The organism is Prauserella muralis, assembly GCF_003202285.1.
Lineage (GTDB): Bacteria > Actinomycetota > Actinomycetes > Mycobacteriales > Pseudonocardiaceae > Prauserella_B > Prauserella_B muralis.
On sequence record NZ_MASW01000007.1, the window covers coordinates 1,002,883 to 1,025,413 of the forward strand.

Genomic DNA, 22,531 nt, shown 5'->3' on the forward strand with positions numbered 1-22,531 from the left:
GGTGTGGTCAGCCGCCGTTGCGGCGGAACAGCTTGTTGCCGAGCCAGACGATCGGGTCGTAGCGGCGGTCGGCGACGCGCTCCTTCATCGGGATGAGCGCGTTGTCGGTGATGTGGATGTTCTCCGGGCACACCTCGGTGCAGCACTTGGTGATGTTGCAGTAGCCGAGGCCGTGGTCGGTCTGCGCCTCGTTGCGGCGGTCGGCGACGTCGAGCGGGTGCATCTCCAGCTCGGCGATGCGCATCAGGTAGCGCGGCCCCGCGAACGCCGTCTTGTTCTCCTCGTGGTCACGGATGACGTGGCAGGTGTCCTGGCACAGGAAGCACTCGATGCACTTGCGGAACTCCTGCGAGCGCTGCACGTCGACCTGCTGCATCCGGTACTCGCCGGGCTTGAGGTCCTCCGGCGGCGTGAACGACGGGATCTCCCGCGCCTTGGTGTAGTTGTACGACACGTCGGTGACCAGGTCCCGGATCACCGGGAATGTCCGCATCGGCGTCACCGTGATCGTCTCGTCCTCGGAGAAGATCGACATGCGCGTCATGCACAGCAGGCGCGGCCTGCCGTTGACCTCCGCCGAGCACGAGCCGCACTTACCGGCCTTGCAGTTCCACCGCACCGCGAGGTCCGGCACCTGGGTGGCCTGCAGGCGGTGGATGAGGTCGAGCACCACCTCGCCCTCGTTGGCCTCGACCGTGAAGTCCTGCAGGTCTCCGGACCCGTCGTCACCTCGCCAGACGCGCAGCTTCGCCTGGTAGCCCATGCTCAGGCCTTCCTTTCCGGGTGGTCGGCGAGTTCGTCCTCCGTGTAGTACTTCTCCAGCTCCGACAGCTCGAACAACTCCAGCAGGTCCTGGCGCATCGGCTCCTGCGGCTTGGCCGCGATGGTCACGTCCGGCACCACCTCGTCGCTGTCCGCGACGCTGCACACGAGCAGCTTGTTGCGCCACTGCGCGTCCATCTGCGGGTGGTCGTCGCGGGTGTGCCCGCCGCGGCTCTCCGTGCGCCGCAGGGCCGCGTGCGCCACGCACTCGCTGACGAGCAGCATGTTGCGCAGGTCGAGGGCGAGGTGCCAGCCGGGGTTGTACTGCCGATGTCCCTCCACGGTGACGCCGCAAATGCGCCTGCGGATCTCGGCGAGCTTGTCGATCGCCTTCTGCATCTCGTCGGACTTGCGGATGATGCCGACGAGATCGTTCATGCTCTGCTGCAGCTCGGTGTGCAGCGTGTACGGGTTCTCCTCCGCGACACCGTCGCGGGCACCGTCGAACGGCGCGACAGCCGTCCTCGCGGCGGCCGTGACGTCGGCGTCGGCCACCTTCGGCCGCCGCTCCAGCGACTCCACATAGGACGCCGCGCCGAGCCCGGCCCTGCGGCCGAACACGAGCAGGTCGGACAGCGAGTTGCCGCCGAGCCGGTTTGAGCCGTGCATCCCACCGGAGCACTCGCCCGCGGCGAACAGGCCCGGCACACTGGAGGCGGCGGTGTCGGGATCGACCTCGATGCCGCCCATCACGTAGTGGCAGGTGGGCCCGACCTCCATCGGCTCCTTGGTGATGTCGACGTCGGCGAGCTCCTTGAACTGGTGGTACATCGACGGCAGCCGCCTGCGGATCTCGTCCGCGGGCAGCCTGCTGGCGATGTCGAGGAACACTCCGCCGTGCGGCGAGCCGCGTCCCTCCTTGACCTCGGTGTTGATGGCCCTGGCGACCTCGTCCCGTGGCAGCAGGTCCGGCGTGCGGCGGTTCTTGTCCGCGTCGTCGTACCAGCGGTCCGCCTCGGCCTCGTTGTCGGCGTACTGCCCCTTGAACACGTCCGGGATGTAGCGGAACATGAACCGCTCACCCTGCGAGTTCTTCAGCACGCCACCGTCGCCGCGCACACCCTCGGTGACAAGGATGCCCTTCACGCTCGGCGGCCAGACCATCCCCGTGGGGTGGAACTGCACGAACTCCATGTTGATCAGGTCAGCGCCCGCGCGCAGCGCCAGCGCATGCCCGTCGCCGGTGTACTCCCACGAGTTGGAGGTGACCTTGAACGACTTGCCGATACCGCCCGTGGCGAGCACGACGGCGGGTGTCTCGAACAGGATGAACCGGCCGCTCTCCCGCCAGTAGCCGAAGGCTCCCGAGATCCGTCCGTCCTCTTTGAGCAGTTCGGTGACCGTGCACTCGGCGAAGACCTTGAGCTTGGCCTCGTAGTCGCCGTAACGCTTCTGGTCCTCCTGCTGCAGCGACACGATCTTCTGCTGCATCGTGCGGATCAGCTCGAGACCGGTGCGGTCGCCCACGTGCGCGAGCCGGGGATAGGTGTGCCCGCCGAAGTTGCGCTGGCTGATCCTGCCGTCGGCGGTGCGGTCGAACAGCGCGCCGTAGGTCTCCAGCTCCCACACGCGGTCGGGCGCCTCCTTGGCGTGCAGTTCCGCCATGCGCCAGTTGTTGAGGAACTTGCCACCGCGCATGGTGTCGCGGAAGTGCACCTGCCAGTTGTCGCCCGCGTTCGCGTTGCCCATCGACGCCGCGCAGCCGCCCTCCGCCATCACGGTGTGCGCCTTGCCGAACAACGACTTGCACACCACCGCGACACTCAGGCCACGCTGCCGCGCTTCGATCACCGCACGCAGGCCCGCGCCGCCGGCACCGATCACCACCACGTCGTAGCTGTGCCGTTCGACCTCGGTCATGGAATTGCCACCTTGCTTGGAAGAGAAATGTTCAGTTGATGAAACGCAGGTCCGTGATCACGTCGGTGGACACCAGCCACACGTAGAGGTCGGTGAGCGCCAGGGTAGCCAGCGTGATCCAGGCGAACTGCATGTGCCGCACGTTCAGCCTGCTGACCTGGGTCCAGATCCAGTAGCGGACCGGGTTCTTCGAGAAGTGCTTCATCCTGCCGCCGGTGACGTGCCTGCACGAGTGACACGACAGCGTGTACGCCCAGAGCAGCACCACGTTGACGAGCAGGACCACGTTGCCCAGCCCGAAGCCGACGCCGTTCTCGCCGCCGAAGGCGAGGATCGCGTCGTAGGTGTTGATCAGCGCGATGACGAACGCCGCGTAGAAGAAGTAGCGGTGCGCGTTCTGCACGATCAGCGGCAGCCGGGTCTCGCCGGTGTACTTGGCGTGCGGCTCCGCCACGGCACACGCGGGCGGCGAGAACCAGATCGACCGGTAGTAGGCCTTGCGGTAGTAGTAGCAGGTGAGCCGGAACCCGAGCAGGAACGGCAGCGAGAGGAACGCCAGCGGGATGAAACCGGGCAGCTCGCCGATCGGCGTCCCGAAGTGCGCCGAGCCCGCCACACACGAGTCGGAAAGGCACGGGGAGTAGAACGGCGTCAGGTAGTGCTGCTCGGCGTCGTAGTAGCCGGTGCGCATGAACGAGCGCACGGTCGCGTAGATGACGAACGCGGCGAGGCCGAGCGTCGTCAGCAGCGGTGGCACCCACCACCGGTCGGTGCGGAGGGTGCGGGCCGTGATGCTCGCCCGCGAACGGGTCGCGGCGGGGTTGTCGGTCGGAGTCTGCGGAGTCTGCGGAGGGCTTGCCACGTCGTCAGCCACCGGCCTCAGCGCTGGTCACGGTGGTAGCCGCCGACGCCCTCGTCGTCGGCGCCCTCCCAGAGCGCGGGGTCGTAGGGCGTGTCGGGCACCTTCACGACGTCGGGCCGGGCGGCCGGTGTCGCCTGGGCGGGCACGGGCGCCATCTGGTCGAGGTCGCCTGCGTCGATGTCGAGTCGCTCGACGTCGTTGGCAAGGCGGCGCACCGCGGGCGCCTCGCCGTAGCGGGCGCGCAACGCCCCGACGCACTGCCTCAGCTGGCCTATCGTCCGGCGGAGTTCGCTCATCTCTGTGGTGGACATCTGCGTACCCTCCGAGTCAGTTCGGTCGGCGCGGGTTACGGCCGACTCTGCCTTGCCGATGTTCGATGTGACAAGTAGCACACCCGGAGTTTCGGGCGTGATGGGGGTCACTAATCGTGATCTTCCCGTGCCGCGGTGGCGATGCCCGCGCGAGGGCGGCGCCCGCCCGCCTTCTTAATCGATTTTGATTCGGCTGACCTCATCTGTATCGTGTCAGTCGTCACTGTCCGGCCGCGACGCCAGCGCCGTCGTCCGCTGCCTTGCCGCCCCCGTGAAGCGACCGGAGCCGCTCGTGAGTCCAGCGCAGAACGCCGTCCATCCCGTTGTCGCCGACGTCACCGCCCGCATCGCCGCCCGCAGCGAGCACACCCGAGCCGCCTACCTCGCCCGCACGTCCGCGGCCGCGACCGAAGGCCCCGTACGGGCGGGCATGGGCTGCGGGAACCTGGCACACGGCTTCGCGGCCTGCTCGGGCGCCGACCGGATCGCCCTGCGAGGCCTCGCCAAGCCCGGCATCGCCATCGTCTCCGCCTACAACGACCTGCTCTCGGCCCACCAGCCACTCCACGAGTTCCCCGCCTGGATCAAGGACGCCGCCCGTGAGGCGGGCGGTGTCGCCCAGTTCGCGGGCGGCGTGCCCGCCATGTGCGACGGGATCACCCAGGGCCGTTCCGGGATGGAGCTGTCGCTGTTCAGCCGGGACGTGATCGCGATGGCCACCGGCGTCGCGCTGTCGCACGAGATGTTCGACGGCGCCCTGTTGCTCGGGGTGTGCGACAAGATCGTGCCCGGCCTGCTGATCGGCGCGCTGTCGTTCGGCCACCTGCCCGCGATGCTCGTGCCTGCGGGGCCGATGACCTCCGGCCTGCCGAACAAGGAGAAGGTCCGCGTGCGCCAGCTCTTCGCCGAGGGCAAGGCCACCAGGGAGGACCTGCTCGACGCCGAGTCGGCCTCGTACCACTCGCCGGGCACCTGCACCTTCTACGGCACCGCCAACTCCAACCAGCTCGTGGTGGAGGTGATGGGCCTGCACCTGCCCGGAGCCAGCTTCGTGCATCCCGGGACGCCGCTGCGCAGGGCGCTCACCGAGGAGGCCGCCCGGCGGATCGTCGCGATCTCCCGCGGCGAGGACTACACCCCGCTCGGCGAACTGGTCGACGAGAAGGCCGTGGTCAACGCGCTCGTCGCCCTGCTGGCCACCGGCGGGTCGACCAACCACACGCTGCACCTCGTCGCCATCGCCGCGGCGGCGGGCATCCAGCTGACCTGGGACGACTTCGCCGACCTCTCCGCGGTGGTGCCGCTGATCGCCAGCGTCTACCCCAACGGCAGCGCCGACATCAACCACTTCCACGCCGCGGGCGGCGTGCAGTTCCTCGTCGGCACCCTGCTGGACGCGGGCCTGCTGCACGAGGACGTGCGCACGGTCGCCGGGCCGGGGCTGCACCGCTACCGGCAGGAACCCGTGCTCGCCGACGGCACCCTGACCTGGCGGGAGGTGCCGTCGCACAGCCTCGACGAGGCCGTGCTGCGGCCCGCCGAGCGCCCGTTCGCGCCGGATGGCGGGCTGCGCATGGTCGCGGGCAACCTCGGCCGTGCCGTCATCAAGGTGTCGGCGGTGGCGCCCGCCCACCGGGTCGTGCGCGCACCGGCGCGGGTGTTCGGCACGCAGGCCGAGTTCGACCGGGCCTTCCGCGCCGGTGAGCTCGACCGCGACGTCGTGGTGGTGATCCGCAACCAGGGTCCGCGCGCCAACGGCATGCCGGAGCTGCACGGGCTCACCCCGGCGCTGGGGGTGCTGATGGACCGCGGCCACCGGGTCGCCCTCGTCACCGACGGCCGGATGTCCGGCGCCTCGGGCAAGATCCCCGCGGTCATCCACGTGACACCGGAGGCGGCCGCGGGCGGACCGCTGAGCAAGGTCGCCGACGGCGACCTGGTTAGGCTGGACGCCGATGCCGGGGAGCTGGACGTGCTCGTGGACACGGCGGAGCTGGCGCGAAGGCCGGTCGACACCTCCACGGAGACGGCCGACTGGACCGGCACCGGCCGGGAGCTGTTCGCCGCACTGCGGCGGGCGGTCGGCCCGGCGGAGGAGGGCGCGAGCGTGTTCGGGCCGGTGACCGCGCCCGCGGACACCCCGGCCGAGGCCATCGTGGGAGGACGAGCGTGACGACGAGCGCGGAACTGCTGGAGCTCTCGCCGGTGATGCCGGTAGTGGTGCTCGACGAGGCGGAGATCGCCGCCGACACCGCGCGGGCGCTGGTGGCGGGCGGCATTCGGGTGATCGAGCTGACGTTGCGCACCCCGGCGGCGCTGGAGGCCATCCGCAGGATCGCGGCGGAGGTGCCCGACATCGTCGTGGGGGCGGGCACCGTCCTGACCCCGGAGCACGCCGAGCAGGCCGCTGACGCGGGCGCGGCGTTCCTGGTGACGCCCGGCAGCACCGACACGCTGCTCGCCGCGCTCGCCGGCACCGGACTGCCCGCGCTGCCCGGCGCCGCGACCGTGTCGGAGGCGATGCGGCTGGCCGAACGCGGCATCGACACGCTGAAGTTCTTCCCCGCCGAGGCCAGCGGTGGTGTGGCCGCGCTGAAGGCCATCGGCGGCCCGTTGCCCGGGCTGCGGTTCTGCCCCACCGGGGGCATCACCGTCGCCACCGCGCCGGACTATCTTGCGCTGGCGAACGTGGCCTGTGTGGGTGGATCCTGGTTGACGCCCAAGGACGCACTGGCCGCCCGTGACTTCGCCAGGATCGAGACCCTGGCGAAGGAGGCCTCGGCCCTGGCGAGGTGACGGCGGCGCGGAGGTGAGCGCTGCCCGATGAGCTGGGACTGGTTCGGGGATCCGGACTACTGGTCGTCACGGCTGGTGTTCCAGCGGATGCTGGCCGCGCTCTACCTCCTGGCCTTCGTGGTGGCACTGAACCAGTTCCGGGCACTGCTCGGGGAGCGTGGACTGCTGCCCATCCCCCGCTTCGTGCGGCGGGTGCCGTTCCGGGCCTCCCCGAGCCTGTTCCACCTGTACTACTCCGACCGGTTCTTCGCCGCCGTCGCCGGCACGGGTGCCGTGGTGTCGGCGGTGCTGCTCGCCGGGCTCGCCGATCCACTGCCCGTGTGGGCACACCTGCTGCTGTGGACGGTGCCCTGGGTGCTGTACCTGTCGATCGTCAACGTGGGGCAGGTCTGGTACTCCTTCGGCTGGGAGTCGCTGCTGCTGGAGACCGGCTTCCTCGCGGTCTTCCTGGGACCCGCGCACGTCGAGCCACCGGTTCCGGTGCTGTGGCTGCTGCTGTGGCTGCTGTTCCGCGTCGAGTTCGGCGCCGGGATGATCAAGATGCGGGGCGACCCGTGCTGGCGGGACCTCACCTGCCTGTACTACCACCACGAGACCCAGCCGATGCCCGGACCGCTCAGCTGGTACTTCCACCACCTGCCGAGGTCACTGCACAAGGTCGAGGTGGCCGCCAGCCACCTCACGCAACTGGTGGTGCCGTTCGTGCTGTTCGCGCCACAGCCCGCCGCGACGGTGGCGGCCGGGTTCGTCATCGTGACCCAGACCTGGCTGGTGCTGAGCGGGAACTTCGCCTGGCTCAACCTCATCACGATCATCCTCGCGGTGTCCGCTGTGGACGGATTGCTGCTCCCGCTGTCGCCGCCCGCGCTCACCGAGTCGCCGCCCTGGTTCCTCGGCGTCGTGCTGGCCATGACGGCGGGCATGGTGGCACTGAGCTACTGGCCCGCGCGCAACCTGTTGCAGCGCAGGCAGATCATGAACTACAGCTTCAACAAGCTGCACCTGGCCAACACGTACGGCGCCTTCGGCAGCGTCACCCGCGAGCGGCACGAGGTGATCTTCGAGGGCACCGGCGCCGAGGAGCTGACGCCGGACACGGAGTGGCGCGAGTACGAGTTCAAGGGCAAACCCGGCGATCCGCGCCGCCGGCCGCCGCAGGTCGCGCCGTACCATCTCCGGCTGGACTGGATGCTGTGGTTTGTCTCCCTGTCCTCCCGCTATGGCGGCACCTGGATCACCGAGTTCGTCACCCGGCTGCTCGCCGGGGACCGGCAGACGCTGAAGCTGTTGCGCCGCAACCCGTTTCCGGACTCACCACCGACGTTTCTGCGGGCGCGGCTGTTCCGCTACCGGTTCACGACGTGGCGGGAGCGGCGGGAGACCGGGGCCTGGTGGGTGCGGGAACCGGTCGGGGCGGTGATCCGGACGTGCCGGCTGGACCCCGACGGAACCGCCGTACCCGTAGGTGTGCCCGACTGACGGGCGAAGCGGCGATGGCTGCCGTGGAAGGGGCTGGGTCGGCGGATCCGGCGGCTCCGCCGGGCGGGGCCTGCTCCACCGGCGCATCGCGGGCCGTTCGATGCCGGCGTAGAGTGCCCAGGCCAGGAGGAGGCTGAGCGTGAAGGCGACGGCGAGCAGTGCGACCTCCCCCGCGGTACCCCACTGCTGGTCGACGCCGATCAGCTCGCGGCCACGCAGCAGCACCAGGTAGTGCACGAGGTAGAAGGCGAACGACACCTCGCCCAGCCACACCGCGGTGCGGCTGCGCAACAGCGTCGGCGTGCCGCGCTCGTCGGCGACGGCTGCCGCCGCGATGATGAGCGCGACCGGCACGATCGTGGTCGCGTTGACGCCGAAGGTGTAGGGCACGACCAACCCCAGCGCATAGCCCGGGACGAGCAGGAGGGCGGCGACCGGCAGCGGCACGCCGATCCAGCGCCCGGCGAGGACGATGCGGGCCAGCAGCATGCCGAGCACGAACTGCAGCAGGCACACGGGCGGGAAGATGTAGACGAGCCAGACCTGTTCGGGACTCGCTCCGGCCTGCATCGGGTCGCCGGTGGTGGCGGGGATCGCGGCGGTGGCGACCACGGGCACGCACAGGACGGCGAGCACCACGCCCACCGTCCACCACCACAGCCGTGCGGCGCGGATCCGCGCAAGGCCGCGATGCAGCACGGGGAACAGCACGTAGAACAGCAGCTCGCAGGACAGCGACCAGCTGACCACGTTGGCGCTGTTGAAGACCGCCGGGTCGGGCCACCAGGCGTGGACGAGCAGCAGGTTCGGCACCAGCCCCGTGAGCGGCTTGGCCAGGACCACCAGCAACACGACGGCGACGAGGAAGGTCACCAGGTGGTTCGGGTAGATCTTGCAGAGGCGGCGCCGCCAGAACCGGGCGGGGGTGTCGTCGTCCCGGGACGACCAGGTGAGCACGAAGCCGCTGAGAACGAAGAAGAACGAGACCCCGAGAAACGCGAGCTTGCCGGTGACGAACTGTACGTCGGCGGCCGCGTCGCGGTCGGGGAAGACGAACACGGTGGCCGCGTGGTAGACGAACACCAGCAGCGCCGCGAGAAAGCGCATGCCCGTGAGCGTGGGCAGCCGGGACTGCGGCCGGGTCGTCGCGGGCACGCGCGACAGACTAGCCGAGCGGCGTTCAGCGCGGCGGCGGGTTCGTGAATCGCGTGACCGGGGTCGTCACCTCAGCTCGTCGAGCCGCACGGTGGCAGGAAACGGGTCCTGCGTGGTGAACCGGCCGGTGGTCTCTCCGCCGTCCTGGTAGCCGAACTCGCCGGCCAGGTGGCAGGCGACCAGCGACACGGGCGCCGTGATGTCCACGATCCAGTAGTGCGCGATGCCCGCGTCCGCGTACTCGTTGCGCTTGTCGACGGTGTCGGTGCGCTCCGAGCCCGGCGACACGATCTCGACGACCAGCCGCACATCCGAGGCCCTGAGCAGGCCACCCTCGCGGTCAACGCGCTCGACCGCGGAACGATCCACCACCACGAGGTCCGGACGGCGCGCGTGGCCGGGACTGCCCGGCGGTACCAGCTCCAGGTCGATGTCGATGTCGGGAACGACCTGCAGGCCCGGAGGCAACTGCGGCTTGAGCTGGGCCGTCAGTTCGAACAGGGCGATGTTGTGGCCCGGCCTCGGGCTCGGGGACATCAGGATGCGGCCCTCCAGCAGCTCGGTGTAGCCCGTCTCGGGCGCATCGAGCTCCGCATACTCGGCAATGGTCAGCAGGTGGTCCACGCCGGGCAGCGGGGAGTCGGAAGACTCGGGAAGAGCTGTCACATCGACCTCCTCGTACTCCAGTCAGTGTCCCATGTCTGCGCTCAGTCGAGCGTCACGTCGTCGAGCATGGTCGACTCGGCTCCCGCGTTCCTGAGCTCGTCGCGGACGACCGCGTAGGACAGGCCCTGCGGATAGCCCTTGCGGGCGAGCATGCCGAGCAGCCGCCGCGTGGCGGTCTGCTCGTCCACCGAGAGCATGCTTCGCATCTTCTTGCGCACCAGCCGGCGGGCTTGCTCCTCCTCGGCGTCGCGGTCGATCTCCCCCGCCGCCTCGGCCGCGACCGCTCCGTCGACCCCCTTGCGCTTGAGCTCGGCAACGAGCGCGCGCCTGGCGAGCCCCTGCCGGTTGTGCCGCGAACGCACCCACATCTCGGCGAACGCGGCATCGTCCACCAGCCCGGCGTTGTCGAGCTTGCCCAGCAGGCTCTCGCACAGCTCGTCGTCGAAGCCCTTACGGCGCAGGGCCGTCCGCAGCTCGTCCCTGGTCCGCGGCCGCACGGCGAGCAGGTTGAAGCAGACGTCCTTCGCCTTCTTCCACTCCGCGTCTGTGTCTTTTCGCGGCTCTGTGCTCTTGCGCGGCTCTGCGTGCGAGGTGTTCGAGTTGTCGAGCCCTCCGGCCGACGCACGCTCCACACTCGCCCTCAGTGCCGCGAGCTGATCCACTGAGGGAGTGTTCGTGTCCTCGGGATCGGGCATGGCCTGCTAGAAGTCGACCGGCGCCGGAGCCGTGTCGTCGGCGTCCAGTTGCGCTCCGATGCCGAGCTTCTCCTTGATGCGCTTCTCGATCTCGTTGGCGACGTCGGGGTTGTCGCGCAGGAACTTGCGCGCGTTCTCCTTGCCCTGCCCGAGCTGGTCCCCCTCGTAGGTGTACCAGGCGCCGGACTTGCGCAGGATGCCCTGATCGACACCCATGTCGATGAGCGAGCCCTCCCGCGAGACACCGACGCCGTAGAGGATGTCGAACTCGGCCTGCTTGAACGGGGGCGCGACCTTGTTCTTCACGACCTTCACGCGGGTCCGGTTGCCGACCGGCTCGCCGCCGTCCTTCAGCGTCTCGATGCGGCGCACGTCGAGCCGCACGGAGGCGTAGAACTTCAGCGCCTTGCCACCTGTGGTGGTCTCCGGCGAGCCGAACATGACGCCGACCTTCTCGCGCAGCTGGTTGATGAAGATGGCGGTGGTGCCCGAGTTGTGCAGCGCACCGGTGATCTTCCGCAGCGCCTGGCTCATCAGGCGCGCCTGCAGCCCCACGTGCGAGTCGCCCATCTCGCCCTCGATCTCGGCACGTGGCACGAGCGCGGCCACCGAGTCGATCACCAGGATGTCCAGCGCACCGGAGCGGATCAGCATGTCGGCGATCTCCAGCGCCTGCTCACCGGTGTCCGGCTGCGAGACGAGCAGCGCGTCGGTGTCCACGCCGAGCGCCTTGGCGTACTCGGGGTCGAGCGCGTGCTCCGCGTCGATGAACGCCGCGATGCCACCGGCCTTCTGCGCGTTGGCGACCGCGTGCAGCGCGACGGTGGTCTTACCGGAGGACTCCGGACCGTAGATCTCCACGACGCGCCCGCGGGGCAGGCCCCCGATGCCCAGCGCGATGTCGAGCGCGATGGCGCCGGTGGGAATAACCTCGATCGGCGGGCGGACATCCTCGCCGAGGCGCATCACCGACCCCTTGCCGTACTGCTTGTCGATCTGGGCAAGGGCTAGATCGAGAGCCTTGCCCTTGTCCGGTGCTGCTGGCATGGAATCCACCTCATTGGCTGTCGCGGTTGTGAGCTGTGAGCCCGACGTTACGGGCCGGGTCCGACAGTTCCCGGGGACGACCGAAATCTGTGGACAACCGACCCCGATGTGGACAACACGATAGACGAACATGTGTTCGAGGGCGAATCCGACACACCCTCCGGGTAGGATTCTGCGCCTTTCGAGCGCGTCACCCGGGTCGCCACGCCGTGCCTCAGCGGCGTTCGGCCGGGATCTCGAACTCGGCACAGACCTGCTGCCAGATCTCCTTGGCGGGCGTGCCGGCCTCCAGTGCCTGCTCGACCGTCCGCCCGCCGAGTCCGCTCAGCACGTGGTCCTTGGCCAGGGTCTCGGCGCGCGCGGCCCCGAACTCCTCGGCCATCCGCCGTCGAAACACCGTGATCCGCACGTCTCGAGCGTAGTCGCGGCGGGCACCTCCGCTCGGGAGGGGCGGGACGGGCGGATCCCCGCCACCCGCGCGTACCGTGGGGGCATGATGCTCGCGCAGGAGCTGTCCGGGCTCGGCTCGACGGCACTGACCCTCGCGTCCATCGCCGTGGTGGGCTCGGCGCTGGTCCTACTGATCATCAACGTGCGGCGCAACCGGCGGAAGTGACTACTCCCCGGGCTGGACGCTCCGCTCGAAGTAGTCGGCGAGCTGCCCCGGCCCGGTGGCCTCGCCCTCGCCGCTGACGTTGACCTGGTAGACGAAGCCGGACAGTGGCCGGTCGTCGACCGTGAACACGAGCACCGACGAGTTCCGCCCCGCCGAGGCCGCGTACCTGCCCTCGAGCCCGTTGCCCTTCCAGTCGGCCTGCACCTGCTCACCGCCGCCGGTGCGGTTCAGCAGCCCGTCGGTGTACTGGTCGAGCACGTCGGACGACGTGCCGTGCAGGTAGGTGATCTGCGCACCGGCCAGCCCCGGCGCGGAGCAGGTCACCGAGACGCCGAGCTCGTCCTCGTTGGAGGCCGCGGCAGGCCCGGTGCCGGTGCCCGGCCCGCACTGGTTGTTCTCCGCGACGTCGCCCGCGAGCTGGCGCAGGCAGCCGGTGAAGCCCTGCTCGTCGGTCTGACCCGGCTCGCGGCACTCCCCCGCTGCATAGGTGGTGCCCGACGACGACGGCAGGAGCAGCACCGCCGCGCCCGCGCCGAGCAGCACCACCACGGCGATCGCGATGCCGAGCACCAGCTTCCCGCGCCTGCGCGGTCCCTTGCCGTCCTTGCTCCCGTCCGCCGCCGGGTAAGAGGGGAACTGGGCGGGGACGGCATGCGGCGCGCCGAGCGCGGGCTGGGGCCCGCTGGCCGGGTAGGCGTGCCGGTGCGGCTGCTGGGGCGGGGCGTGCCCGCCGGGCGCGGCGTAGCCGGCCTGCGGGCCCGCGTCTGGCTGGGGCGGCGCGTACGGCGCGGTGGCCGCCTGCGCCGCGAGCGGCGGGCCCGGCGAGGCAAGGCGGTTCTCGACGTTCTGGGTGCGCATGCTGATGCCGTCCGCCGCCACGTGGTGCGCGCCGAGGGCCACCGCGGTCTCCGGCTGGTCGAGGCTCGCGGGCACCACGCCGAGCTTCTCCGACAACAGCGTGCCCACCAGCGGCAACCTGCTCGAGCCGCCCACCAGGTAGATGCCGGCGAGCCGGTCGGGACTCAGTCCCGCCGAGCGCACGGTCCTGGCCAGCAGTTCGACACTGCGCAGCAGCGCGGGCCGCACCAGCGCCTCCAGCTCGGCCCTGGTCACCAGGACGTCGGTGAACGGCTCCGGCATCGGCACCTCGGTCTGCGGCAGCCGCGACAGCGCCTCCTTGGCCGCCTTGACGTCCTCCTGCAGCGCCCGTCGCGTGCGCCGGTCGGCCGTCGACTCCGGGCGCAGCAGTCGCTGCCAGCGTTGCGGGTCGCGGTGGGAGACCTCGCGGCCGACGTGCACCATCAGCGCCTGGTCGACGTCCAGCCCTCCGAGGTCGGGCAGGCCGTCCTCGGCGAGCACGGTGTAGCCGTTCTGGGTGGCGCCGACGACCGCGACGTCGAACGTGCCCGCCCCGAGGTCGTAGACGGCCAGCGTCTGGCCGGGGCCGAGCGCCTTGCCGGGGAAGGACGCGAAGTGCGCCGCCGCGGCCACCGGCTCGGGCACCAGCGAGATGGCGGGGCCCATGCCGGCCAGCCGGGCCGCCGAGAGCAGCACGTTGCGGCGCACGGGCCCCCACTGCGCGGGGTGGGTCAACCGGACCTCGTCGGGCTGCTCGCCGCCGAGCTGGCGGGACGTCTCCTCCAGCACCCGCCGCAGCACGGCCGCGAGTGCCTCGTTGACCGGCACCACGTCGGTGCCGAGCAGCAGCGTCTGCTCGTCGACCCTGCGCTTGGGGTTGGGCTCGAACCGGGTGGGGTCCAGGCGCGCCCTGCGCTCGGCGTCCCTTCCGACCACGAGCGTGCCGTCCTCCTCGGCGAACACCGCCGACGGCATGGTCGCGGAGCCGTCGACCTCGACGACCCTGGGCGGGCGGCCGTGCGCGGAAAGGACGGCGACGGTGTTGGACGTGCCCAGGTCGACCGACAGAATCCGCACAGCTCTCCCCTTGTCGTGTGCCGTGAAGCCCGCGGTGATGCTCCCACGACCGGGGCACGTGCGCGGACGGACCCGCCGAATCCGCTGGTCGGCGGAGCCGGCGGGGAACTGTCGGTGCCAGGGCTCATGATGGAACCGTGGGCGCGAACGTTCTGGACCTCTTCTCCCCCGCGACCAGGGACTGGTTCGCGGGGGCCTTCGCCGAGCCCACGCTCGCCCAGGAGGGAGCGTGGCGCGCGGCGCACGCGGGCGAGCACGCGCTCGTGGTGGCCCCGACGGGCTCGGGCAAGACGCTGGCCGCCTTCCTCTGGGCGCTGGACCGGCTGGCCGTGTCCGATCCGCCGCAGGACCGGGGGCGGCGCTGCAGGGTGCTCTACGTCTCGCCGCTGAAGGCGCTGGCCGTGGACGTGCAGCGCAACCTGCGCGCGCCGCTCGCCGGCATCTCGCAGGCGTCGCGGAGGCTGGGGCTCGCCGTCCCGGAGATCACGGTCGGCATGCGCACCGGCGACACCACGGCCGCCGAGCGGCGCTCCTTCGCGCGCACCCCGCCGGACGTGCTGGTGACCACACCGGAGTCGCTGTTCTTGTTGCTGACGTCGTCGGCGCGGGAGTCGCTGCGGGGTGTGGAGACGGTGATCGTCGACGAGGTGCACGCCGTGGCAGGCGGCAAGCGCGGCGCCCATCTCGCGCTCTCGCTGGAACGCCTGGACGACCTGCTGCCGAGGCCCGCCCAGCGCATCGGGCTCTCGGCCACCGTGCGGCCCGTCGACGAGGTGAGCGCCTTCCTGACCGGCGGGCGGCCGGTGCGGGTGGTCCAGCCCGCGCTCGCCAAGACCGTCGAGGTGCGCGTGGAGGTCCCGGTCGAGGACATGGCGGAGCTGGACTCTCCGACAGGCGCGACGGAGTCCGGCGAGACACCGGACGTGCTGGACGAGATCGGCGGGCCCCCGCGCAGGCCGTCCATCTGGCCCGCCGTCGAGGAACGCGTGCTGGAGCTGGTCAGGGCACACCGCTCGACCATCGTGTTCGCCAACTCCCGCAGGCTCGCCGAGCGGCTGACCGCGCGGCTCAACGAGCTGGCCGCCGAGCGGACCGAGCTGGAGCAAGGCCGGCAGTACCCCGCCGAGGCCATCGGCGGGTCCGGGCTCACCGTCGGTGCCGACGCCGCGGTGGCGAAGGCCCACCACGGCTCGATGTCGCGCGAGCAGCGCACCCGCGTCGAGGAGGAGCTGAAGTCGGGCAGGCTGCCGTGCGTGGTGGCCACCTCCTCGCTGGAGCTGGGCATCGACATGGGTGCCGTCGACCTCGTGGTGCAGATCGAGGCGCCGCCCACCGTGGCGTCCGGGCTGCAGCGCGTTGGCCGCGCCGGGCACCACGTCGGCGCGGTGTCCACCGGCGTCATGTTCCCGAAGTTCCGGGGCGATCTCGTCTCGTGCGCGGTGGTGGCCGAGCGGATGGCCGCGGGTGCCATCGAGGCGATCCGGTATCCGCGCAACCCCCTGGACGTGCTGGCGCAGCAGATCGTCGCGATGGTGGCGCTGGAGCCGCGCACCGTCGAGGAGGTGGCGGCCACCGTGCGCCGCGCGGCGCCGTTCACCGCGCTGCCCGACGACGCGCTGCACGCGGTGCTCGACATGCTGGCGGGGCGGTATCCCAGCGAGGACTTCGGCGAGCTGCGGCCCCGCATCACGTGGGACAGGGTCACCGGCGAGCTGCGCGGGCGGCCCGGCGCGCAGCGGCTCGCCGTGACCTCGGGCGGCACGATCCCCGATCGTGGCCTGTTCACGGTGATGACGCCGGGTGAGGGCGACCGGCCCGGCTCGCGCGTGGGCGAGCTGGACGAGGAGATGGTCTACGAGTCCCGCGTCGGTGACACGATCCTGCTCGGCACGTCGTCGTGGCGGATCACCGACATCACCCACGACCGCGTGATCGTGGTGCCCGCGCCCGGGGAGCCCGCGCGCATGCCGTTCTGGAAGGGCGACGCGCCGGGACGGCCCCTGGAACTGGGCAGGGCGCTGGGGGCGTTCGTGCGCGAAGTGTCCACGGCGGACGCCGACTCGGCGCGGCTGCGGGCGATGGCCGCCGGGCTCGACCAGCGCGCGTCGGACAACCTGCTGGCCTACCTCAGCGAGCAGCGGGAGACGACCCGCCACGTGCCGAGCGACCGCACGGTGCTGCTGGAACGGTTCCGCGACGAGCTGGGCGACTGGCGGGTGGTGGTGCACTCGCCGTTCGGAGCACAGGTCAACGCCCCGTGGGCACTCGCGATCGCCGCGCGCCTGCGCGAGGAACGCGGGCTCGACGCGCAGGCGGCGCATTCCGACGACGGCATCGTGCTGCGCCTTCCCGAAGCACTGGACGGCGAGGGCCGGGAGATCGTGCTCACGGCCGAGGACGTGCTCGTCGATCCCGACGAGGTCGAGTCGCTGATCGTCAGCGAGGTGGGTGGCTCGGCGCTGTTCGCCGCCAGGTTCCGCGAGTGCGCGGCCAGGTCGCTGCTGCTGCCGCGTCGCGATCCGCGCAGGCGCACCCCCCTGTGGCAGCAACGCCAGCGGGCCTCGCAGCTGCTCGGCGTCGCCGCCAGGTACGAGCGCTTTCCCGTGGTGCTGGAGGCGATGCGCGAGTGCCTGCAGGACGTCTACGACGTCGGCGGGCTGCGCGAGCTGATGGCCGACGTGCGGGCGCGGAAGGTGAAGGTCGTGGAGGTGGAGACGCCGTCGGCGTCGCCGTTCGCGCGCAGCCTGCTGTTCGGCTACGTGGGAATGTTCCTCTACGAGACCGACGCGCCGCTGGCCGAGCGAAGGGCCGCGGCGCTGTCGCTGGACTCGGCGCTGCTGGCGGAGCTGCTGGGCACCGAGGCGATCCGGGAGCTGCTCGACCCCGAGGTCGTCGCGTCGGTGGAGCGGTCACTGCAGCGGCTGGAACCCGAACGGCACGCCCGGGGCGTCGAGGACACCGCCGACCTGCTGCGGTTCCTCGGTGACCTGTCGCAGGCCGAGGCCGCCGAGCGGGGCGTGCGGCCGGAGTGGCCGGCCGAACTGGTGGCGGCACGCCGCGCCATCGAGGTGCGCATCGCAGGCGAGTTGCGCTACCTCGCCATCGAGGACGCGGGCCGCGTGCGCGACGCGCTGGGCGTCGCCCTGCCGATCGGGGTGCCGGAGGTGTTCACCGAGCCGGTGGCCGACCCGCTCGGCGACCTGCTGATCCGCTACGCCCGCTGCCGCGGGCCGTTCCCGGCCGCGCAGGCGGCGGCCCGGTTCGGGCTGGGCAGCGCCGTGGTCACCGGCGTGCTCGACCGGCTCACCGCCGAGGGCAGGCTCGTGCGCGGCGAGCTGCGGCCGCAGCCGCTGGAGCCGGGCGGGGTCGAGTACTGCGACGCGGGGGTGCTGCGCAGGCTGCGCCGCGCGTCGCTGGCCCGGCTGCGGGCCGAGGTGGAGCCGGTGGAGCCCGGGGCGCTGGGCCGGTTCCTGCCCGGCTGGCACGGCATCGGCGGCCGGATGCGCTCGGCTCCCACCGCCGACGACGTGCTCTCGGTGGTGGAGCAGCTGGCCGGTGCCCCGCTGCCGGCGAGCGCGCTGGAGTCGCTGATCCTGCCGAGCAGGCTGCCCGGCTACTACCCCGCCCTGCTCGACGAGCTCACCACGGCGGGCGAGGTCACGTGGTGCGGCTGTGGCGCGCTGTCCGGAGGGGACGGGTGGGTCGCCCTGGCACCCGCCGACGTCGCGGATCTGCTGCTGCCCGATGTGGACGAACCGGCGGGCGGCGGCCCGCTCCATGACGCCATTCTGTCGGTATTGGACGGTGGCGCGCTGTTCTTCCGCCAGCTCGTCGACCGGATCACCCCGCTGGTGGAGGAGTCGCCGGAGGATGCCGCCGTGGTGGCGGCCCTGTGGGACCTGGTGTGGGCAGGACTGGTCAGCGGCGACACGCTGGCACCGCTGCGGGCGCAGGTGTCCGGGCGCGGGGCCGCGCACAAGCCGCGACGATCCGCGCCGCGCGGGCGTTACGCGCGGATGCGCGCGGGCAGGCCTGCGATGCCCTCGCGCACCGGGCCGCCCACGGTGGCGGGCCGCTGGGGTCTGACCCCGGCGCGGGAGGCCGACCCGACCCGGCGCACCCACGCGCGCACCGAGTCCTTTTTGGAACGTCATGGCGTGCTCACCAGGGGTGCGCTCGACACCGAGCGCGTCAGCGGCGGCTTCTCCGGGATCTACAAGGTGCTGCGCGGTATGGAGGACTCCGGTCAGGTGATCCGCGGTTACGTGGTGGAGGGCCTGGGCGCGGCCCAGTTCGCCGCACGCGGCGCGGTCGACCGGCTGCGCGCGCTCTCCGACACCGGCACCGGCGGTCCGCGGGAGCCGCAGGGTGCGGTGGTGCTGGCGGCAGGCGACCCGGCCCAGCCCTACGGCGCCGCGCTGCCGTGGCCGTCACCGGCCGGTGACACCGGGCACCGTCCGGCGCGCAAGGCGGGCGCGCTGACCGTGCTGGTCGACGGCGCGCCCGCGCTGTACGTGGAACGGGGCGGGCGGTCGCTGCTGTCGTTCACCGAGGACGGCGCCACGCTGCGCTCGGCGGCGCACGCCCTGTCGACGGCGGTGCGTGAGGGCTGGCTGGGCCATCTGCAGGTGCAGCGGGCCGACGGCGAGCAGGCCCTGACGTCGGAGCTGGCGGACGTGCTGCGCGAAGCGGGTTTCCGGGCCACACCCAAGGGACTGCGGCTGCGGGCGTGAGACGGCTCCGGCCGGCACGTGCCCGTCCTGTGTCGCGCAGGGCCCTGGCCTGGGTGCACCCCGATCACCTCGCGCCGGCAGCCCTCTGAACGGGAGCTAGGCTGCACGGCGCGAGTGGAGAGGATCTCGAGAATGGCCGTGCGGGAATTGCGTTACTTCGGCGACCCGGTGCTCAAGACCGCCGCCGATCCGGTGACGCGGTTCGACAAGTCGGTGCAGGCGCTGGTGCAGGACCTGCTGGACACCGTCGACGCACCCGGCAGGGCCGGGCTGGCCGCACCCCAGATCGGGGTGAGCCTGCGGGTGTTCAGCTACAACGTCAAGGGCGAGATCGGGTACGTGATCAACCCGGAGATCGTGGAGCTCTCCGAGCAGACTCACGAGATCGACGAGGGCTGCCTGTCGGTGCCGCAGCTGTGGTTTCCCACCGTCCGCGCCAAGCGGGCCGTCGTCCGCGGCGTCGACCTGCGCAACGAGCCGGTGACCGTGCAGGGCGAGGACGTCATGGCCCAGTGCCTGCAGCACGAGACCGACCACCTCGACGGCCTGCTGTATCTGGACCGGCTCACTTCCGAGCGCAGGCGTGCCGCGCTGCGCGAAGCGCGGCAGCGCGACTGGTTCTGGTCCCGGTAACACCGCCGAACGCCCTAATCCATCGGGCGATCAATACGCCCGAATGCTGACGATCTGTGTCCATTACCACTCGTTCGTGACTTCGCCGTTGTCTGTTCGTAATCTGGCCGGGCTCTCGCCGCACCCACCCAGCCGAGGAACGAGATGACCGGTAGACATCGCGCGAAGAAGGACTCGCCGTCCTGGAGAAAGCCCGCCATGCTGGGCGTTCTCGCGGCGAGCCTGCTCGTCGCCACTGTCTGGATCATCGGGGGAATCTGGAAGGGCGCCGACACCGATGGCGCGGCACTCGCCGCCCACGCAGGAACGTCAACCCCGGAGCGAGTGAGGAGCGCGCCGGCCCGGCGCAGCAGCACCCCACCGCCGACAACGACCACCACCACCCGCAACACCACGACGGAGAAGCCCACGCCCACCACGACGGTGCCGAAGACCACCAAGAAGAAGCCGGCACCGCCACCACCTCCGCCGCCACCTCCACCTCCGCCGCCGGAGTCGTGCTCCACGTCGCTGGAGGGAACGCAGCCGCACGTGGCACAGGTGGGCAACCACATCCTCACCAAGTTCGACGTGGACTCCGTGGGTGGCGTCAGCGACCGTTCCGGCAGCAGCGACCACCCGTCCGGCCTGGCACTGGACTTCATGGTCGACTCCGCCACCGGCGACGCGCTCGCCGACTACGTGCTGGCCCACCAGTCCGAGTTCGCCGTGACGTACGTGATCTGGAGCCAGCGCTACAACGACGGCGGCGGCTGGTCGATGATGGAGGACCGGGGCAGCGCCACCGCCAACCACTACGACCACGTCCACGTGTCGTTCGAGGCCGGCGCCGACGTGTCGGTCACCTGCTGAGCGGGCGTCCGCGTCACAGCTCGATGCGCAGCACCCCGGTGTCGTCGGGCGCCGGGGCCGCCCGCAGGCCCGCGCGCAGCGCCGTGCGGCGGACGCCGTCCGTTCCGGGCAGGCACACGGCGGCGAGTTCGCGGTGCCCGCGGGCGGTCGCGAGCACCGCGAGGCGCCGCAGGAGGGCGGCGCCGAGGCCGTTGCGCTGCCAGGCGTCCTCCACGAGCAGGGAGATCTCGGCGACGTCGCCGCCCGGCTCGGGGATGACCTGCCCGAGCGCGACCACGTCGCGACCGCACGCCGCGACGACACTCGTCCCTCCCGGCGGCAGCAGCAACCGCTGCAGCCATCGGCGGGGCACCGTGTGCATGCCCGTGTGGTAACGGTGGAACAGCGTGGCCGGTGAGCACCGCCCATGCAGCGAGAGCACCGCGTCGGCGTCACCCGGCCTGCCCTCGCGCAGCACGACGCTCGCGCCATCGGCGCACGTCACGACGGCGGGTCCGGCGACGTTGGCCCGCACGGCTCCGAGCAGGCACAGCAGGGCTTCGGCCCTGGCCAGTTCCTGCCGCACGAACGGTGCCCACAGCCGCCGGGCGACCACCATGCGATCCGCGCCCGCGGCGAACACCGCACGATGGCCGCCCTCGGTGCGGCCGGGGTTGGCCTCACCGCCGGGCACGACGGTGACCATGTCGGCGGCCAGCACGTCGCGCACGGCGTCGGCGAGCGCCGCCGGGTCGGCGATCGCACGGGTGGCGGCGGCGAGGCTTGCGGCCGAGGAGTCGACCAGTTCCCGGACGTCGGCATCCGTGACGCCGAGGCACTCACAGTCCTCGTCGCGTAGTGCGCGGACGAGCTGCGCGCGCGTCAGCCCGGTGGCGGGGCGCAGGACGATCTCGTCGAGCACTCCGCCCGGCACGGGCAGCACAGCCAGCCCCAGGATGTTGCATTCGAGGTCGGCGAGGCGGATCGCGAGCCTGGCGAGCGTTCCCGGGCGGTCGTCCATCCGGACCCGCAGCCGCCAGGTTCCGGTCGCGGACCCGGGTTCACCGCCCGGCCAGGCGGCGAGTGGTGCGGGACGCGCGGTCTCGCGAGCACGGCGAATCTCCATGACCCCACGCTTGCGGACCGGTGTTGCTGGTCGGCGGCGCCAGTGTTTCGCGTGTGTCTCCGGAGTGGCGCCCCGCGCAACCGAGCGGAAACGTCCGCCGACGACGACAGGACGCGCTACTGGCCGCCTTGCCGATCGAACGGGCGGGCAGCCTCCTCCAGCTCGAACGCACCGCCCTCCGGATCGGCGAACGCCCGCGCCGCCCGTTCCGCCGATCCGGCGGATTCGAGCGGGCGGGCGCCGAGCCGGGACAGCCGCGCCACCTCGGCTTCCACGTCGGCACCGGGGCCCGTCACGACCACGGGGCGGATCCGGCGGCCCTGTGGCACGAGGTCGTCGTTCTGCAGAATCTCCAGCCATGGCCCCTCGCCGTCCGGCATGCGCAGGCCCACCAGCTCGGGGTAGCGCCGGACGACGGTCCCGCCGAGTGCCGCCGCCCAGAACTCCGCGAGCACCCTGGGCTCGTAGGCGTCGACGACGATGGCGGCGAGAGCCCCGGTGTCCGCGTACTCGGGGCGGGGCTCCAGCACGCAGAACTCGTTGCCCTCCGGATCGGCGAGCACCTCCCACGGGGCCGGCCCCTGCCCGATATCCGCCTTTTGCGCGCCTCGTTCCACCGCACTGTCCACAAGCGACCGCTGGTGTTCGGCGGTGGCGCTGGCCACGTCCAGATGAATCCGGTTCTTCACCTCCTTGGGCGCCGCGACGGGCACGAAGGCCAGCTCGACCGCAGCACCACGCGGCGCGGGCCCGCGCACCGTCACCTCGCCGGTCGTCTCCGTAACCACCTGCCAGCCGAGCAGCTCCGCCCAGAACCGCGCCACAGCGGCCGGGTCCAGCGCGTCGATCGAGAGCCTCGCCAGAGTGGTGCCCATACGCTGCAATCTAAGCGGTGTTCGTGCCGTTCGCCCAGCGCGGCACCGCTTGTTCCGCGCCGGCGGCTGCGGGCCGGAAACGGCGGGCA

The 22,531-nt window shown here is 71.6% G+C and carries 18 protein-coding genes and 1 pseudogene; 7 read left to right on the forward strand and 12 right to left on the reverse strand.

All coding sequences use genetic code 11. The annotated features are described in order from the left end of the window. Positions 1-7: 7 nt before the first annotated feature. From BAY60_RS34405 to BAY60_RS34420, 4 genes are read right to left on the reverse strand one after another with little or no spacing between them, the layout of a single operon-like run. On the reverse strand, positions 8-763 hold the full coding sequence (locus BAY60_RS34405; RefSeq protein ID WP_112285523.1) for a succinate dehydrogenase/fumarate reductase iron-sulfur subunit: 756 nt from the start codon (positions 761-763) through the stop codon (positions 8-10). 2 nt (positions 764-765) lie between these two features. Beyond that, complete coding sequence (locus BAY60_RS34410) at positions 766-2,682, reverse strand: fumarate reductase/succinate dehydrogenase flavoprotein subunit (RefSeq protein ID WP_112285524.1); 1,917 nt, start codon at positions 2,680-2,682, stop codon at positions 766-768. A gap of 31 nt (positions 2,683-2,713) precedes the next feature. Further along, positions 2,714-3,556, reverse strand: a complete 843-nt coding sequence (locus BAY60_RS34415; protein ID WP_425466505.1) for a hypothetical protein — start codon at positions 3,554-3,556, stop codon at positions 2,714-2,716. Positions 3,557-3,561: 5 nt separating this feature from the next. After that, positions 3,562-3,855 carry a hypothetical protein gene (locus BAY60_RS34420; protein ID WP_112285525.1) on the reverse strand — a complete coding sequence of 98 codons (294 nt, stop codon included), beginning with the start codon at positions 3,853-3,855 and terminating at the stop codon, positions 3,562-3,564. 292 nt (positions 3,856-4,147) lie between these two features. On the opposite strand from BAY60_RS34420, the gene edd reads away from it, so the two are divergent. The 3 genes from edd to BAY60_RS34435 are packed head-to-tail and all read left to right on the forward strand — an operon-like array spanning position 4,148 to position 8,130. Then, the gene (gene edd, locus BAY60_RS34425; RefSeq protein WP_112285526.1) at positions 4,148-6,028 is read left to right on the forward strand and encodes a phosphogluconate dehydratase; all 1,881 of its coding nucleotides are present in this window, start codon (positions 4,148-4,150) and stop codon (positions 6,026-6,028) included. Continuing rightward, entirely contained in the window at positions 6,025-6,651 is a 627-nt protein-coding gene (gene eda / locus BAY60_RS34430) for a bifunctional 4-hydroxy-2-oxoglutarate aldolase/2-dehydro-3-deoxy-phosphogluconate aldolase (protein ID WP_112285527.1), read from the forward strand. Before edd ends, eda begins: the two co-directional genes overlap by 4 nt. Positions 6,652-6,678: 27 nt before the next feature. Then, the gene (locus tag BAY60_RS34435; protein WP_112285528.1) at positions 6,679-8,130 is read left to right on the forward strand and encodes a lipase maturation factor family protein; all 1,452 of its coding nucleotides are present in this window, start codon (positions 6,679-6,681) and stop codon (positions 8,128-8,130) included. 120 nt (positions 8,131-8,250) lie between these two features. On the opposite strand, the pseudogene BAY60_RS38175 reads toward BAY60_RS34435, so the two are convergent. From BAY60_RS38175 to BAY60_RS34460, 5 genes and pseudogenes are all read right to left on the reverse strand, one after another. Beyond that, positions 8,251-9,237, reverse strand: a pseudogene (locus BAY60_RS38175) (acyltransferase family protein); the annotation flags it as partial. Positions 9,238-9,351: 114 nt separating this feature from the next. Next, complete coding sequence (locus tag BAY60_RS34445) at positions 9,352-9,951, reverse strand: Uma2 family endonuclease (protein WP_112285529.1); 600 nt, start codon at positions 9,949-9,951, stop codon at positions 9,352-9,354. 41 nt (positions 9,952-9,992) lie between these two features. Continuing rightward, positions 9,993-10,613 (reverse strand): regulatory protein RecX, encoded by a 621-nt coding sequence (locus BAY60_RS34450; protein ID WP_425466506.1) that lies wholly within the window; start codon positions 10,611-10,613, stop codon positions 9,993-9,995. A 39-nt stretch (positions 10,614-10,652) separates the two neighbouring features. Further along, positions 10,653-11,693, reverse strand: coding sequence for a recombinase RecA (recA, locus tag BAY60_RS34455; RefSeq protein ID WP_112285531.1), 1,041 nt, complete (start codon positions 11,691-11,693; stop codon positions 10,653-10,655). Between the two features lie 214 nt (positions 11,694-11,907). Then, positions 11,908-12,102: a DUF3046 domain-containing protein gene (locus BAY60_RS34460; RefSeq protein ID WP_112285532.1), complete on the reverse strand. Its 195-nt coding sequence runs from the start codon at positions 12,100-12,102 to the stop codon at positions 11,908-11,910. A gap of 84 nt (positions 12,103-12,186) precedes the next feature. On the opposite strand from BAY60_RS34460, the gene BAY60_RS38435 reads away from it, so the two are divergent. Further along, positions 12,187-12,309 (forward strand): hypothetical protein, encoded by a 123-nt coding sequence (locus BAY60_RS38435; RefSeq protein ID WP_281272779.1) that lies wholly within the window; start codon positions 12,187-12,189, stop codon positions 12,307-12,309. Here the strand turns inward: BAY60_RS38435 and BAY60_RS34465 are convergent, their stop codons facing one another. Next, positions 12,310-14,244 (reverse strand): Hsp70 family protein, encoded by a 1,935-nt coding sequence (locus BAY60_RS34465; protein WP_112285533.1) that lies wholly within the window; start codon positions 14,242-14,244, stop codon positions 12,310-12,312. It lies immediately after the preceding gene. 137 nt (positions 14,245-14,381) lie between these two features. Between BAY60_RS34465 and BAY60_RS34470 the strand changes: the two genes are divergently transcribed. From BAY60_RS34470 to BAY60_RS34480, 3 genes are all read left to right on the forward strand, one after another. Further along, positions 14,382-18,977, forward strand: a complete 4,596-nt coding sequence (locus BAY60_RS34470) for an ATP-dependent helicase (RefSeq protein ID WP_112285534.1) — start codon at positions 14,382-14,384, stop codon at positions 18,975-18,977. Between the two features lie 132 nt (positions 18,978-19,109). Beyond that, positions 19,110-19,610, forward strand: coding sequence for a peptide deformylase (def, locus tag BAY60_RS34475; protein ID WP_112285535.1), 501 nt, complete (start codon positions 19,110-19,112; stop codon positions 19,608-19,610). Positions 19,611-19,754: 144 nt separating this feature from the next. Then, a complete protein-coding gene (locus BAY60_RS34480) occupies positions 19,755-20,462 on the forward strand; it encodes a VldE C-terminal domain-containing protein (protein WP_112285536.1) in 708 nt (235 codons plus the stop codon). Positions 20,463-20,475: 13 nt separating this feature from the next. Here the strand turns inward: BAY60_RS34480 and BAY60_RS34485 are convergent, their stop codons facing one another. Together BAY60_RS34485 and BAY60_RS34490 are read right to left on the reverse strand one after the other, a co-directional pair. Continuing rightward, the gene (locus tag BAY60_RS34485) at positions 20,476-21,567 is read right to left on the reverse strand and encodes a GNAT family N-acetyltransferase (protein WP_425466507.1); all 1,092 of its coding nucleotides are present in this window, start codon (positions 21,565-21,567) and stop codon (positions 20,476-20,478) included. 116 nt (positions 21,568-21,683) lie between these two features. Next, positions 21,684-22,442, reverse strand: a complete 759-nt coding sequence (locus BAY60_RS34490) for a VOC family protein (RefSeq protein ID WP_112285537.1) — start codon at positions 22,440-22,442, stop codon at positions 21,684-21,686. Between the last annotated feature and the right edge of the window lie 89 nt (positions 22,443-22,531).